The following is a 13285-nucleotide window of genomic DNA, read 5'->3' as shown; positions in this document are numbered from 1 at the left end:
GATGGCGAACGGGAGCCGGTCAAATCAGCGTGTCGCCCCGATCCACTAGGAATGTCTTACCCGTAAGCACCGACACTCCATGCCCCCGGCACCGGTCGCCTCCGCTAAGGGCGAACAGAGTTGCGTCCCGAATGTGAGACGGGGGGCCGACGGGGACCACCATACGTTTACGCTCCGCTGTCGGGTCGGAGCGTTCCGTAACCCGGCGGGGGGCCGGACGGTTGCCCTGTCATGACTCCTGCCGCCCCCGCCCCGGAGACCACCGAGACCACCGAGCATGCCCGCTGGTACGAGCGGGTGCTCGGCTGGCCGGTCGCCGGGGGCCCGCCCGCCCTGCTGGTCACCGGCGAGCTCTTCGACGTGCTGGAGCTGCCGGCGGAGGCCGGGGCGGCCGTGCTGCGGCGGCCGGTCGAGACCGGACCGGTGGCCCTCACCGGGCGGCGCGCCCGGTTCCTGGTGGCCCCGGGCGGTGCCGACGAGCTGGCCGGCCTGCTCGACTGGCTGGACTGGGGCGGGGTGCCCCTGGAGCTGACCGGGCTGGGGCCGGGCGGCCGGATCACGGCGCCCGTGCCACCGGAACGGCCCGGGGACCGCTCCCGCGGGGCGGCGGGCTGGCTGCGGCCGCCGGGCCCCGACTGGGAGGCCCGTCTGCCCTCGCTGCCCGCCCTGGGCCGGAACGCGGGGCCCGACCTGGTGCGGCTGGTCGGGGCGGCGGCCACGGAGTGCCACCGGGCCCGGCTGACCGGGCCCGGGCGTCAGCCCCTGTTCTCGTAGGCCTCGCGGATATCGGCGGGAACGCGCCCGCGGTCGTTCACGCTGAGACCCTGCGCCTTCGCCCAGGCGCGGATTTCCGCGGTGTCCGGGCTGCCCGCGGAAGCGGCGGCCGCACGGCCGCCCTTGGCGCGGCCCGCGGCGGCGCGGCCGCCGGTACGGCGTCCGGCCTTCACGAACTCCTCCAGCGCGCCACGGAGCTTGTCCGCGTTGGCGCTGGTGAGGTCGATCTCGTAGGTCTTGCCATCCAGCGCGAACGTGACGGTCTCGTCCGCCGTGCCACCGTCGAGGTCGTCGACAAGAAGGACCTGAACCTTCTGCGCCACCGGATTTCCTTTCATCGAAAATGCAGTACGCGGAAAGGAAACCGCTTTTGCGGGGAAAACACAAACCCCCGGGAGAGGTTCAGGACCTCAACAGGACGGGAAACGTGCGCGATTCGGACATAGGGATCGCCCCGGAGTTCGCGCGCTGATCGTTCACAGGTGCAGAAGCATCCGGCTGTTGCCCAAGGTGTTCGGCTTCACTCGTTCGAGACCCAGGAACTCCGCGACACCCTCGTCATAGGAACGCAGGAGCTCACGGTAGACATCGGTCTCCACCGGAGTCTCACCGATCTCCACGAAGCCGTGCTTCGCGAAGAAGTCGACTTCGAAGGTGAGGCAGAATACCCGGCTCACACCCACCTCGCGGGCCGCCCGCAACAAGCGCGCGAGCACCTGGTGACCGACCCCACCACCCTTCAACTCCCGGTCCACGGCAAGGGTTCGGACTTCCGCCAAGTCCTCCCACATCACATGAAGGGCGCCGCAGCCGACCACCATCCGGTCCGCCTCGCGTTCGGCCACCCAGAACTCCTGGATGGACTCGTAAAGCGTGACCGGCGCTTTGTCGAGCAGGATCCTCTGCTGTACGTACTGGTCGAGGAGGCGGCGCAGGGCGGGAACATCACCGGTACGGGCGCGGCGGATCGTCACTGCTTTTGCATTTGCACCGTTGGCCGAGGGTCCGGCCGAATCTTCTTCCATGCCCGGACGCTATCGCCCCGGCTCCCCGTCCCGCTCGTCCGTCCCGTCCGTGCCCTCCGGCGGCCCGTCCGGCCCGTCCTGCGGAGCCCCGGTGTCCGGTGGAGTCCCGGTGTCCTGGGGGGCGTCGTCGTCGTGCTGGACGATCCGTACGGCGTCCCGCAGGGCCTCGCGCTGCTCGGCGGACATCATCCCGAAGAAGGCGACCAGAGCGGCCGCCGGGTTGTCGCTGGTGGACCAGGCCTCGTTCATCAGCGCCGCGGAGTAGGCGGCCCGGGTGGAGACCGCCGTATAGCGATAGGCCCGGCCTTCCGCCTCACGGCGGACCCAGCCCTTCTGATGGAGGTTGTCCATGACGGTCATGACCGTCGTATAGGCGATGGAGCGTTCCTGCTGGAGGTCCTCCAGCACTTCCCGAACGGTGACCGGGCGGTTCCACTGCCACACCCGCGTCATGACGGCGTCTTCGAGATCTCCCAGGGGGCGAGGCACAGCAGCACGATAGTCCTGCATGTCCGGGATTGCCCGGCTATTCGCTCGGCAATGCCGAGAAAAACGGGCGCGCCACCCCGGCGGGTGGCGCGCCCGTCATTTCTTCGGACCGGATTCCGCCGGGTCCGCTACTTCTGCTGCTGGGTCGCCTCGGCCCGGGCGATCACGGCGTCGACCGCCGCGTCTTCCTTGGTCTTGTTGGCGCCGCCCTGGCTCTTCACGATCACCACGATGAGGGCGATGAAGAACGCGGCCATCACGAACGGGGGCACGAGCGCGGAAACGTAGTCCATGCCCTCAGCGTAGCTACCCGGCGGCCCGGCTCGCCGCCGGGGGCGGCGAAGGCTTGCGGCGCGGCGGGAACACCTCTCCGGGGGTGGGGATCGGCCGCTCCGGCGGGGCGGGGCGGCGGTCGGGGCCGGGCTCGGGGGCCGGCTCCGGGGCCCCCTCGCCGCCCGGGGCCGGGTCCTTGCCGCCGGCCAGGGCCAGCAGCCGGGTCCGCGGGGCGGGGGCGGCCAGCCGGCGCCGGACCGACCGCCCGGCCACCACCCGGGCCCGTTCCAGCAGGGCTCGGGCCGTCGGGTTGCCGCGGAGCGCGCGGAGCGCGGCCAGGTCGTCGGGGACCGGTTCGTATCCTCCGGCCAGGGCGTCCTGGAGGAGCGCCAGGTAGCCCGTGAGGCTGCCGGGCAGGGCCTCGCGGTAGCGCCGGAGGTCCGCCAGCAGGAACGCTCTGAGCCGCCCGGCCTCGTCTGCGGCGTCGTCGACGGCCTGCGCGAGCCGCAGGCAGGCCTGCGCCTCGGTGGCCGTCAGGGGGCCGGCGGAGGTCTGGAGGGCATGGGCGAGAGACCGCCGCAGCACGCGCAGTTCAGCAGTGCTGAACGCCATACCGCCGCGGGATCCGAAGGGCGTGGGCATGGCCCGAAGATACGCCTAATCGGACAAAATTCCCCTATATCGGGCTGCGGCGCGGCGGCCGCGCGGCCGTTCGGCGGAGCCGCTCCGGTCAGTCGACCGGGACCTCGTAGACGATCTCCGAGCGGATGTCGGCGACCACGATGTCCGCGGTCTCCACGGGCCGCCCGTCCTCGGCGTAGTAGGTCCGCTCGATCTCGGTGATCAGGTCGCCGATGCTGATCCCCAGCAGATTGGCCTGCCGCTGGGTGGCCCGGGCCGGGCGCGGCACCTCGACGGCCTTGACCACGGTGACCCCGATCGACCGCATCCGCTCGACCACGCCCAGTCCGGCCTTCGGCCCCATCTCCGGCAGCACCACCGGGGTGCGGTCCGTGAGGGCCATCGGCTCCCAGGAGGTGGACAGCTGCACGGGACGGCCGTCGGCCAGGAACTCGTAGTCGGTCATCACACAGGGCTCGCCGGCCGCGAGGCCGAGCCGGGCCGCGATCGCCTCGGGCGCGGGGACCCGGGCCGCGGACCGGGACTCCCAGCTGCCCGTCCCGCCGGAGACCAGCACCTCGGCGTGGAAGGGGCTTCCGGAGCGTCCCGCCCGGGCCCGCGAGCGGACCAGCCGCAGCCTCCGGCGCGGCTGCCGGACGTACGTCCCCGAGCCGGCCCGGCCCTCCAGGAAGCCCTCGATGATCAGCCGCTCCATGGCGCGCTGCGCCACGCTCTGCCCGACGGCGTACTCGCGGGCGAACCGGGCCCGGGAGGGCAGCTTCGCCCCGACCGGCCACTCTCCGGCCTGAATGCGCTCCCGTAGCGCGTCGGCCACCTGCACATACGCGGTTTCCCGGGGCAATTTGGGCCGTCCTGTCCCTGTTCATCCGGGTCTATACGGACGTTGACAAGCTAACCCATCAGGTTGAAGCTGAACGTTCAGCATTACGATGAGCGACCATTCGCTCACGTCGAGGGGGCCCAGTGCGTTCCGTCGAGACCCGAGCCGCGGCCGTGGCCGCCCAGCTCGCCGCCGCCACCGGCGCCGAGCCCCGGCTGCGCACGACCTGCGACGGCATCCGGATCGAGGCGGACCTCCCCGAGGACCTGGCACCCCACACACACGCGGCGATCCTCGGGGCGCTCGCCCAGGGGGCCCGCTACGGACATCTGCGCACGCACGGCGGCGACACCGTGTGGGTGGAGATCGACAACGGAAACGAGGTGACCCGGTGATCACCGCCGAGTTCGTCACGAGTCCCACCGACGTCGTGACCTGCGAAGCCTGCTGGCGCGACCCGGTCCAGGCGGTCCGCACCAGCCCGTCGGCCGCCCATCGGGACCTGCTGTGCCTGTCCTGCGCCGAGCAGGGCTACCCGGTGCGCACGGAGCTGTTCCCGCCGCTGGGCGTGTACCGGCTGACCTGGGAACGGGTCACCATGGAGAAGCACCGCAACCCCGGCTATCCCGAGCCGCAGCCCGACCCCGGCCCGCCGCTGCCCAGCCCGCCGCCCGCGCCCACCCCGGGACGGCCGCCGGTCTGATCCGGCGGGCGGCGGGGGCCGGTCCGTGCCGCCCCCGCCGCGCGCCGCGCCCTCAGGTGAAGTTCGGGGCGTTCCGCTCGTAGACCAGGCGGAGCCCGATCAGGGTGAGCCAGGGCTCGTGGTCGTCGATGACCGCGGCCTCGCCCAGCACCATCGGGGCCAGACCGCCGGTGGCGATCACCCGGACGTCGTCGGGGTCGCCGTTCGGGCCGGCCAGCTCCCTGGCCATCCGGGTGACGACCCCGTCGACCTGTCCGGCGAACCCGTAGACCACACCGGACTGCATGGCCTCGACCGTGGACTTGCCGATCACGTTCCGCGGCCGGGCCAGCTCGATCTTGCGCAGCTGGGCCCCGCGCACCCCCAGCGCCTCCATGGAGATCTCGATGCCGGGGGCGATCACCCCGCCCACGTACTCGCCGCGCGCCGACACCGCGTCGAAGGTGGTGGCGGTGCCGAAGTCCACGACGATGGCCGGGCCGCCGTACAGCTCCACGGCCGCGCAGGCGTTGATGATCCGGTCGGCGCCGACCTCCTTGGGGTTGTCCGTCAGGATCGGCACCCCGGTCTTGATGCCGGGCTCCACCAGCACCGCGGGCACGTCCCCGTAGTACCGGCGGGTGACCTCGCGCAGTTCGTGGAGCACGGCCGGCACGGTGGAGCAGATCGCGATCCCGTGGATGCCGTCGCCGAGTTCGCTGCCGAGCATCGGGTGCATGCCCATCAGGCCCTGCATCAGGACGGCGAGCTCGTCGGCGGTGCGCCGCGGGTCGGTCGAGATCCGCCAGTGCTCGATGATCTCGTCCCCGTCGAACAGCCCCAGCACGGTGTGCGAGTTGCCGACGTCGATGGTCAACAGCATGGGTTACACCGCCTCGCGGGGTTCGCGCAGGTCCAGGCCGATGTCCAGGATGGGCGAGGAGTGGGTCAGACCGCCCACGGCCAGGTAGTCCACGCCGGTCTCCGCGTACGCCCGGGCGTTCTCCAGGGTGAGCCGGCCCGAGGACTCCAGGGCGGCCCGGCCCTGGTTGTGGCCGCGGTTGAGGCTGACGGCCTCCTCGGTCTCCGGGACGGTGAAGTTGTCGAGGAGGATCAGGTCGGCGCCCGCGTCCATCGCCTCACGGCACTGGTGCAGGGTGTCCACCTCGACCTCCACCGCCAGGTCCGGGAAGGCGTCCCGGACGGCCTTGAAGGCCTCGGCGACCCCGCCGGCCGCCACCACGTGGTTGTCCTTCACCAGGGCCGCGTCGGACAGCGACATCCGGTGGTTGACCCCGCCGCCGCAGCGCACCGCGTACTTCTCCAGGGAGCGCAGCCCCGGGGTGGTCTTGCGGGTGTCGCGGACCTTCGCCCCGGTGCCCTCCAGCGCGTCCGCCCAGCGGCGGGTGGCGGTGGCGATGCCGGACAGCCGGCAGACGATGTTCAGGGCGCTGCGCTCACCGGTGAGCAGGTCGCGGGTCAGGCCGGTGACGGACAGCAGGACCTGGCCGGCCTCGACCCGGTCGCCGTCCTCCACATGCCGTTCGACCTCGAAGGTGTCGGTGCAGACCACCGAGAACACGGCCTCGGCGATCCGCAGCCCGGCCACCACCCCGGCCTCCCGGGCGGTGAAGTCGGCGGTGGCGGTGGCGTCCTCGGGGACGGTGGCGACGGTGGTGACGTCCACCCCGCCGTCCAGGTCCTCGGAGAGGGCCATCTCGGCGATGGCCTCCACCTCGTACGGGTCCAGGCCGGCGTCCGCGAGGAGCTCGGCCAGGGCCGGGTCCAGGCCGGTCTCCTCGCCGCCGCAGCCACAGCCTTCGCCGCAGCCGCCCGCGGCGTCCTGGTCGAGCAGTTCCAGCTCGGGGTGCTCGTGCTCGTGCTGGTGCGCGTGGTCGGTGGTGCTCACGGTGAGGACTCCTGGCTCGGGGTGGGGCGTACGGGCGTACGGGCCGGCGTACGGACGGGGGTGTCCACGGACGGGAGGTCCGCGGTGTCGGTCTCGGTCACGACCAGGGCCCGCTTCTCGGTCCGGGACAGGCGCACCACCAGATGGCGGCGCCAGTCCCGGTCGTCACGGTCGGGGTGGTCCTCGCGCCAGTGGCAGCCGCGGGTCTCCTCGCGCCGCCGGGCGGCGGCGACCAGCACCCGGGCCACGCAGAGCAGGTTGGTGGACTCCCAGCTGTCCACGCCCGGTTCGGCGGTCTTGCCGTGGACCTCAAGGTCGGCGAGGGCGGCCGCGTACAGCGCGTCCAGACCCTCGGCGGCGGACCGCAGGGACTCGGCGGAGCGCAGCACACCCGCACCCCCGGTCATGATCCGCTGGATGTCCAGACGGGCCTGCGCGGGCAGCAGCGGGCCCCGGAAGGGCACCGGGACACCGGGGCCGGCCGAGGCGGGACGGTGGGTGACGATGTGGTCGGCGATCCGCTCGGCGAAGACCAGGCCCTCCAGCAGGGAGTTGGAGGCCAGCCGGTTGGCGCCGTGCACGCCGGTGCAGGCGACCTCCCCGCAGGCGTACAGCCCGGGGACGGTGGTGCGGCCGTCCAGGTCGGTGCGGACCCCGCCGCTGGCGTAGTGCGCGGCCGGGGCCACCGGGATGGGTTCGGTGACCGGGTCGATGCCGTGGGCGCGGCAGGCGGCGAGGATGGTGGGGAACCGCTGCTCCCACATCTCGCGGCCGAAGTGCCGGGCGTCCAGGTACATGTGCCGGGCGTCCTGCTCCCGCATCCGGCGCATGATGCCCTTGGCGACGATGTCGCGGGGGGCGAGTTCGGCGAGCTCGTGCTGGCCGACCATGAAGCGGACCCCGTCGGCGTCGACCAGGTGGGCGCCCTCGCCGCGGACGGCCTCGGAGACCAGCGGCTGCTGGCCCTCGGCGTCCGGGCCGAGGAAGAGCACGGTGGGGTGGAACTGGACGAACTCCAGGTCGGAGACCTCGGCGCCGGCCCGCAGGGCGAGCGCGACCCCGTCGCCGGTGGACACCGAGGGGTTGGTGGTGGCGGAGAAGACCTGGCCCATGCCGCCGGTCGCGAGGATCACGGCGGGGGCGTGGACGGCGCCGACGCCGTCGTGCTGGCCCTCGCCCATCACGTGCAGGGTGACGCCCGCGGTGCGGCCCTCGGCGTCCTGGAGGAGGTCCAGGACCAGGGCGTTCTCCACGGTCTCGATACCGGCCGCGTGGACGGCCTCGACCAGGGCGCGGGAGATCTCGGCGCCGGTGGCGTCCCCGCCGGCGTGCGCGATGCGGCGCCGGTGGTGGCCGCCCTCCCGGGTCAGTTCGATCTCGCCGGTCTCGGCGGAGGTGTCGAAGACGGCCCCGGTGGCGATCAGCCGGCGGACGGCGTCCGGGCCCTCGGTGACCAGCAGGCGGACGGCCGCCTCGTCGCAGAGTCCGGCACCGGCGACCAGGGTGTCCGCGAGGTGCTGTTCGGGGGTGTCCCCGTCGCCGAGGGCGGCCGCGATGCCGCCCTGGGCCCAGCGGGTGGACCCGTCGTCCAGCCGGGCCTTGGTGACCACGACGGTGCGGCGGCCGGCGGCCGCGCAGCGCAGTGCGGCCGTCAGCCCGGCGACACCGGAGCCGACGACGACCACGTCGGCTTCGAGGGCCCAGCCGGGTGCCGGGGCGGGCAGCCGTATGCCGGTGCCGTGGCCGTCGCCGGTGCTGGCTCTGCCTGACGAGGTGCTCACGCGTGTGCTCCGAATTCCAATGGGATGTTGTCGATCAGCCGGGTGGTCCCGACCTTCGCGGCCACGGCCAGGACGGCCTCGCCGGTGAAGTCGGCCGGGATCTCGGTGAAGTCTGCCGGGTCGACCAGGGCCAGGTAGTCGAGGACCAGCGGTACCTCGGCCCGGGCGGCCTCGGCCAGGACCTGGCGGGCGGCGGTCCGTACGGCCTCGGGGAGGGCGGCGCCGGCCGCGGACACGGCGTGCGCGTCGGCGGAGGCGCGGGCCTCGCCGAGCCGGGCGAGGGCCCCGGCCCGGGAGCCGTCGCCGGACCCGTTGGAGCCGGCGGCCTCGGCGCGGGCGGCCAGGGCCGCCTGGGCGGCGAGCCGGTCGCGGCCCGCGAAGAGGGCGCGGGAGAGGGCCAGCGCGGTGCCGCGCTCGGCGGTGGAGAGGTAGCGGTTGCGGCTGGAGAGGGCGAGGCCGTCGGTCTCCCGGACGGTGGGCACGCCCACGATCTCCACCGGGAAGTTGAGGTCGGTGGCCATCCGGCGGATCAGCGCGAGCTGCTGGGCGTCCTTGCGCCCGAAGAACGCGGTGTCCGGGGCGGTCAGGTGGAGCAGTTTGGCGACCACGGTGAGCATGCCGTCGAAGTGGCCCGGGCGGGTGGCGCCCTCCAGCCGGCCGCCCATGGGCCCGGCGGTGATCCGGACCTGCGGTTCGCCGCCGGGGTAGACCTCCTCGGTGGCGGGGGCGAAGACGGCGTCGGCCCCGGCCGCGGCGGCGATCGCGATGTCGGCGTCCAGGGTGCGGGGGTAGCGGTCCAGGTCCTCGCCGGCCCCGAACTGGAGCGGGTTGACGAAGACGGTGACCACGACCTGGCCCTCGGGGCCGACATGGGCGCGGGCGGCGCGGACCAGGGAGGCGTGGCCCTCGTGCAGGGCGCCCATGGTCATCACCACGGCGCGGCGGCCGCGGCGGGGCAGGGCGGCGAGGGCGCTGCCGGTGCGGATGGGCTCGGGGGCGGTGGTCGCGGTCATCGGCCGTCCCTCCCGCCGGATCCGTCCGCGGCGTCGGGGCCCTCGGAGCCGTCCGGGCCTCCGGAAGGGCCGTCCGTGCTGCCGGGGCCGTCGGCCGGGCGGGGCGGGCGGCCGCCGGTACGGGCCTCGCGGCCCTCCGCCAGGACCTCCAGCAGGTCGGCGGCGAGTTCCGGCTTGAGGAGCCCGTGGGCGAGGGCCCGGTCCGCGGTGCTGCGGGCCATCGCCAGATAGCCGGAGACGGTGGCGGGGGCGTGCTTGCGGAGTTCGCCCACATGGGCGGCGACGGTTCCGGCGTCGCCCCGGGCCACCGGCCCGGTGAGCGCCGCGTCCCCGGAGCGCAGGGCGTTGTCCAGGGCCGCGCCCAGCAGCGGGCCGAGCATCCGGTCGGGATGCTCCACCCCGGCGGTGCGCAGCAGTTCCATGGCCTGGGCGACCAGGGTGACCAGGTGGTTGGCGCCGAGGGCGAGGGCCGCGTGATAGAGCGGACGGGACTCCTCCGCGATCCACTCGGGCTCCCCGCCCATCTCGATGACCAGGGCCTCGGCGGCCAGCCGGAGTTCCTCGGGGGCGGTGACCCCGAAGGAGCAGCCGGCCAGCCGGTCCACGTCCACGGTGGTTCCGGTGAAGGTCATCGCCGGGTGCAGGGCCAGCGGCAGCGCGCCGGCCCGGCGGGCCGGGTCGAGGACGGCGGTGCCGTAGCGGCCGGAGGTGTGCACGATCAGCTGGCCGGGCCGGACCGCCCCGGTCTCGGCGAGGCCGGCGACCAGCGGGGGCAGGGCGTCGTCGGGGACGGTGAGCAGCACCAGGTCGGCGCGGGCCAGCACCTCGGCGGGCGGCACCAGCGGGACCTCGGGGAGCAGGTCGGCGGCGCGCCGCCGGGAGGCGTCGGAGACTCCGGACACGGCGACGGGCCGGTGGCCGGCCAGTCGCAGCGCACTGGCCAGGGCGGGGCCGACGCGGCCCGCGCCGACGACACCGACGGTGAGTCGGGCAGGGCGGGCCTGCTGTGTTGCGTTCACGCGGGGAGGGCCTTCCGTTCCAGTCCGCGAGGGGTACCGGACGATACGTCGCCATGCTAGTCCTCTCCGGGCCCGGGGGGCGGCCGGGTGCCGGGGGGCGGAAACCCGCGGGCGCCCGGGGCGGCGGCGGGGGCATGATCGGCGCCATGACGGACGAGGAAGCACGGCAGGAGCGGTTGGCGGCGGCCTGGCGCGGGGCGCGGCGGACCCTGGGCCGGAGCGTGCGGGAGCACACGGTCGGCGAGTTGATGGAGCGGCTGACCGGTGCGGGCCACGACCCGGACCGGCCGGCCGACGTGTACGGCGACGGGGTGGTCGCCGAGTTGGAGCGGCGGGTGGCGGAGCTGCTCGGCACGGAGGACGCGGCGTTCTTCCCGTCCGGGACGATGGCCCAGCAGGTGGCGCTGCGCTGCTGGGCGGGCCGGACCGGGAACCCGGTGGTCGCGATGCATCCGCTGGGCCATCCGGAGGTGTGGGAGAACTCCGCGCTGTCGGTGGTGTCGGGTCTGCGGACCGTGCACCCGACCCGGGAGCCCCGGCAGCCGACGGCGGCGGAGGTCCGGGAGGTCGCGGAGCCGTTCGGGACGCTGATGCTGGAGCTGCCGCTGCGCGACGCCGGTTTCCTGCTGCCGTCCTGGGAGGAGCTGGAGGAGCTGGTGGAGGCCGCCCGGGAGCGGGACGCGGTGGTCCACTTCGACGGGGCGCGGCTGTGGGAGACCACGGTGCACTTCGGCCGGACGCTGCCGGAGATCGCCGGTCTCGCGGACAGCGTGTACGTGTCCTTCTACAAGTCGCTGGGCGGGCTCAGCGGGGCCGCGCTGGCGGGGTCGCGGGCCCTCGTGGAGGAGGCCCGGGTCTGGCGCCACCGGTACGGCGGCCAGGTGTTCCGGCAGTTCCCGCAGGCGCTGTCGGCGCTGGCCGGGCTGGCGGAGGAACTGCCGCGGCTGCCCTCGTACGTGGCGGGGGCGAAGCGGGTGGCGGCGGCGCTGGCGGAGGGGTTCGCCGGGGCCGGGGTGCCCTGGTTCCGGATCCATCCGGAGGTGCCGCACACCCACCAGTTCCGGGTGTGGCTGCCGTATCCGGCGGAGCGGCTGGTGGAGGCGGGGCTGCGGCAGGCCGAGGAGACCGGGACCGCGCTGTTCCGGCACTGGGACCCGGCCGGGCCGCCGGGGATCTCGATGACGGAGCTGACGGTGACCGGGCCGGGCCTGTCCTGGACGGCGGAGGAGGTCCGGGAGGCGGTCGCGGAGTTCACGGCCCGCATCGGCCCGGCGGACGCCCCGTAGCCCGGAAGGCGCTGCGGAGCCCCGGCGGAGGCCCCGTAGGCCGGATACCGCTGCGGAGGCCCCGGCGGGAGCCGGTCGGGGGTCCCGTCAGCGGGGGCGGAGGCGGTGCAGGGCGGCCAGCCAGGGGTGGGCGGCGGGGCGGCCGTCCAGGACGGCCCGGAAGCGGGCCCACTCGCGGGCGCCCCGCAGCACCGCGAGGTCCTCGCGGCCCGGTGGCGGCGGCATCGGGTCCCCGTGCCGGGAGGCCCGGTAGGTGTCGAGGAGGTACTGCTCGATCGCGGTCATGCCTCCACCCTGGACCCGGCCGTCCGGGCCCGCCCGTCGATTGACGGCTGCCGTCAATCGACGGGGCCGGGACCCGGTCGGGCGTACCGGCCGGGCCCGGTCGGCACCGCTGCGGACACAATGGTGCGATGAGCGTGACCATCGACATCACGGGACTGCCCGCCGACCGGATCTCCTTCGCGACCTCGCCGCTCGCGGAGCTCTGCATGGCGCTGCACACGCTCTCCCAGCCCGCCCACCACCCCCGGCTGGCGTCCTGGACCGCCGCCACCGCCGCCGCCCTGGACCCGTGCCTGGCGGACCGGCTGCTGGAGGCGGAGTTCATGTGGCGGAGCTCCTTCGCCGACATCTTCATGCCCTTCGCCGGGATCCCGGGCGGCACCGGACTGCCCGGCGCCACCCTCGCCGAGGAGCTCGACGCCCTCGACCGGCTGGACGACGAGCGGTTCGTGATGGCCGCCCTGGAGCACTGCTGGCTGGGCCGCTACGACGAGGGCGGCGGGCCCTCCCCGCTGAAGGACGCCGGGGCCCGGGCCAGGGCCCTGGAGACGGCCGCCGCGCGCGGCCCCCGGCAGCTGGACTTCTCCGTACGGCTGCTGGACGACACGGTGGCGGTCCGGGGCTGGCTGCGGCGGCTGCTGGAGGAGTGCGAGGAGGCCTTCTTCGCCCAGACCTGGGCGCGGATCGAGCCGCAGCAGACCGCCGACGCCCGGCACAAGACCCGGCTGCTCCAGCGGAAGGGGCTGGCGGCGGCGCTGCGGGAGGTCTCGGCGGCGCTCTCCGTGGACGAGGCGGGCACCACGATCACCGTGGACAAGATGGTGCACGGCTCGGCCACCGCGACCGATCCGCTGGTCGGGGACGGGCTGGTGTTCCTCCCCACCCACTTCGGCTGGCCGCACCTGCTGGTGCTGCACGCGCCGGGCTGGCGGCCGGTGGTGCACTATCCGCTGGACTCCCCCGAACTGGCCGCCGTACGGCCGTCGGTGGAGGTCCTGCAGCACCGGATGGAGGCCCTGGCGCATCCGATGCGGATGATGCTGTGCCGGAGCCTGGCCCGGGCCCCCTACACCACCGGGGAGCTCGCCACGGTGCACGGGATCACGGCGCCCGAGGTGTCCCGGCACCTGTCGGTGCTGAAGAAGGCCGGGCTGCTGCACACCCGGCGTCAAGGCCGTTATGCCCAACATCAGTTGGATCTGTCCATAGTGGCGCGGATCGGCTCGGACTTCATCGAGGGCATCCTCCGCTGACGCTCCGCCGCCCGTCCGGCACCGGTATACGGAA

17 protein-coding genes are annotated in these 13285 nt (G+C 74.2%); 5 read left to right on the top strand and 12 right to left on the bottom strand.

Features of this window, described 5'->3' with window-relative positions; all coding sequences use genetic code 11:
• Window positions 1-231 precede the first annotated feature (231 nt).
• Window positions 232-774, top strand: coding sequence for an SCO3374 family protein (locus tag ACZ50K_RS18385; protein WP_468903924.1), 543 nt, complete (start codon window positions 232-234; stop codon window positions 772-774).
• Here the strand turns inward: ACZ50K_RS18385 and ACZ50K_RS18380 are convergent.
• The 6 genes from ACZ50K_RS18380 to ACZ50K_RS18355 all read right to left on the bottom strand — a co-directional run bounded on the left by ACZ50K_RS18380 (window position 756) and on the right by ACZ50K_RS18355 (window position 4044).
• Complete coding sequence (locus tag ACZ50K_RS18380) at window positions 756-1097, bottom strand: histone-like nucleoid-structuring protein Lsr2 (protein WP_468903922.1); 342 nt, start codon at window positions 1095-1097, stop codon at window positions 756-758. The two genes, ACZ50K_RS18385 and ACZ50K_RS18380, sit on opposite strands and share 19 nt — an antisense overlap.
• Before the next feature lie 153 nt (window positions 1098-1250).
• On the bottom strand, window positions 1251-1799 hold the full coding sequence (locus tag ACZ50K_RS18375) for an amino-acid N-acetyltransferase (protein WP_468903920.1): 549 nt from the start codon (window positions 1797-1799) through the stop codon (window positions 1251-1253).
• A 9-nt stretch (window positions 1800-1808) separates the two neighbouring features.
• Window positions 1809-2288, bottom strand: a complete 480-nt coding sequence (locus ACZ50K_RS18370; protein WP_468903918.1) for a BlaI/MecI/CopY family transcriptional regulator — start codon at window positions 2286-2288, stop codon at window positions 1809-1811.
• Window positions 2289-2416: 128 nt separating this feature from the next.
• A complete protein-coding gene (locus ACZ50K_RS18365) occupies window positions 2417-2581 on the bottom strand; it encodes a hypothetical protein (RefSeq protein WP_468903916.1) in 165 nt (54 codons plus the stop codon).
• 13 nt (window positions 2582-2594) lie between these two features.
• Window positions 2595-3203, bottom strand: coding sequence for a hypothetical protein (locus tag ACZ50K_RS18360; protein WP_468903914.1), 609 nt, complete (start codon window positions 3201-3203; stop codon window positions 2595-2597).
• Window positions 3204-3291: 88 nt separating this feature from the next.
• Window positions 3292-4044: a GntR family transcriptional regulator gene (locus ACZ50K_RS18355; protein ID WP_468903912.1), complete on the bottom strand. Its 753-nt coding sequence runs from the start codon at window positions 4042-4044 to the stop codon at window positions 3292-3294.
• Between the two features lie 122 nt (window positions 4045-4166).
• Here ACZ50K_RS18355 and ACZ50K_RS18350 point away from each other — a divergent pair, with 122 nt between their 5' ends.
• Entirely contained in the window at window positions 4167-4418 is a 252-nt protein-coding gene (locus ACZ50K_RS18350; protein WP_468903910.1) for a hypothetical protein, read from the top strand.
• Window positions 4415-4726, top strand: a complete 312-nt coding sequence (locus tag ACZ50K_RS18345; RefSeq protein ID WP_468903908.1) for a hypothetical protein — start codon at window positions 4415-4417, stop codon at window positions 4724-4726. The genes ACZ50K_RS18350 and ACZ50K_RS18345 overlap by 4 nt, the downstream gene beginning before the upstream one ends.
• A 52-nt stretch (window positions 4727-4778) precedes the next feature.
• Here ACZ50K_RS18345 and ACZ50K_RS18340 read toward each other — a convergent pair whose 3' ends face one another.
• From ACZ50K_RS18340 to ACZ50K_RS18320, 5 genes are read right to left on the bottom strand one after another with little or no spacing between them, the layout of a single operon-like run.
• Window positions 4779-5588: a type III pantothenate kinase gene (locus tag ACZ50K_RS18340; RefSeq protein WP_468903907.1), complete on the bottom strand. Its 810-nt coding sequence runs from the start codon at window positions 5586-5588 to the stop codon at window positions 4779-4781.
• A gap of 3 nt (window positions 5589-5591) precedes the next feature.
• Entirely contained in the window at window positions 5592-6566 is a 975-nt protein-coding gene (gene nadC / locus ACZ50K_RS18335) for a carboxylating nicotinate-nucleotide diphosphorylase (protein ID WP_468904015.1), read from the bottom strand.
• A 44-nt stretch (window positions 6567-6610) separates the two neighbouring features.
• Window positions 6611-8395, bottom strand: a complete 1785-nt coding sequence (locus ACZ50K_RS18330; protein WP_468903905.1) for an L-aspartate oxidase — start codon at window positions 8393-8395, stop codon at window positions 6611-6613.
• Entirely contained in the window at window positions 8392-9408 is a 1017-nt protein-coding gene (gene panC, locus ACZ50K_RS18325; RefSeq protein ID WP_468903903.1) for a pantoate--beta-alanine ligase, read from the bottom strand. Before panC ends, ACZ50K_RS18330 begins: the two co-directional genes overlap by 4 nt.
• Window positions 9405-10427: a Rossmann-like and DUF2520 domain-containing protein gene (locus ACZ50K_RS18320; RefSeq protein ID WP_468903901.1), complete on the bottom strand. Its 1023-nt coding sequence runs from the start codon at window positions 10425-10427 to the stop codon at window positions 9405-9407. The genes panC and ACZ50K_RS18320 overlap by 4 nt, the downstream gene beginning before the upstream one ends.
• 146 nt (window positions 10428-10573) lie before the next feature.
• Here ACZ50K_RS18320 and ACZ50K_RS18315 point away from each other — a divergent pair, with 146 nt between their 5' ends.
• Window positions 10574-11713, top strand: a complete 1140-nt coding sequence (locus tag ACZ50K_RS18315; protein ID WP_468903899.1) for a threonine aldolase family protein — start codon at window positions 10574-10576, stop codon at window positions 11711-11713.
• A gap of 87 nt (window positions 11714-11800) precedes the next feature.
• Here the strand turns inward: ACZ50K_RS18315 and ACZ50K_RS18310 are convergent, their stop codons facing one another.
• Window positions 11801-11998 carry a hypothetical protein gene (locus ACZ50K_RS18310; protein WP_468903897.1) on the bottom strand — a complete coding sequence of 66 codons (198 nt, stop codon included), beginning with the start codon at window positions 11996-11998 and terminating at the stop codon, window positions 11801-11803.
• Between the two features lie 128 nt (window positions 11999-12126).
• On the opposite strand from ACZ50K_RS18310, the gene ACZ50K_RS18305 reads away from it, so the two are divergent.
• Window positions 12127-13251 carry a DUF5937 family protein gene (locus tag ACZ50K_RS18305; RefSeq protein ID WP_468903895.1) on the top strand — a complete coding sequence of 375 codons (1125 nt, stop codon included), beginning with the start codon at window positions 12127-12129 and terminating at the stop codon, window positions 13249-13251.
• Window positions 13252-13285: the final 34 nt, after the last annotated feature.

The organism is Streptomyces sp. NPDC033845, assembly GCF_055576225.1.
Note: the sequence above shows the minus strand (reverse complement) of the source record. Positions and strands in the feature narration are given on the sequence as shown.

Excerpts from the sequence above, each read along its gene's own strand:
- ACZ50K_RS18305 (WP_468903895.1), top strand. The coding sequence starts at position 12,127 with ATGAGCGTGACCATCGACATCACGGGACTGCCCGCCGACCGGATCTCC.
- ACZ50K_RS18360 (WP_468903914.1), bottom strand. The coding sequence starts at position 3,203 with ATGCCCACGCCCTTCGGATCCCGCGGCGGTATGGCGTTCAGCACTGCT.
- ACZ50K_RS18315 (WP_468903899.1), top strand. The coding sequence starts at position 10,574 with ATGACGGACGAGGAAGCACGGCAGGAGCGGTTGGCGGCGGCCTGGCGC.
- ACZ50K_RS18365 (WP_468903916.1), bottom strand. The coding sequence starts at position 2,581 with ATGGACTACGTTTCCGCGCTCGTGCCCCCGTTCGTGATGGCCGCGTTC.
- ACZ50K_RS18310 (WP_468903897.1), bottom strand. The coding sequence starts at position 11,998 with ATGACCGCGATCGAGCAGTACCTCCTCGACACCTACCGGGCCTCCCGG.
- panC (WP_468903903.1), bottom strand. The coding sequence starts at position 9,408 with ATGACCGCGACCACCGCCCCCGAGCCCATCCGCACCGGCAGCGCCCTC.
- ACZ50K_RS18375 (WP_468903920.1), bottom strand. The coding sequence starts at position 1,799 with ATGGAAGAAGATTCGGCCGGACCCTCGGCCAACGGTGCAAATGCAAAA.
- ACZ50K_RS18385 (WP_468903924.1), top strand. The coding sequence starts at position 232 with ATGACTCCTGCCGCCCCCGCCCCGGAGACCACCGAGACCACCGAGCAT.
- ACZ50K_RS18340 (WP_468903907.1), bottom strand. The coding sequence starts at position 5,588 with ATGCTGTTGACCATCGACGTCGGCAACTCGCACACCGTGCTGGGGCTG.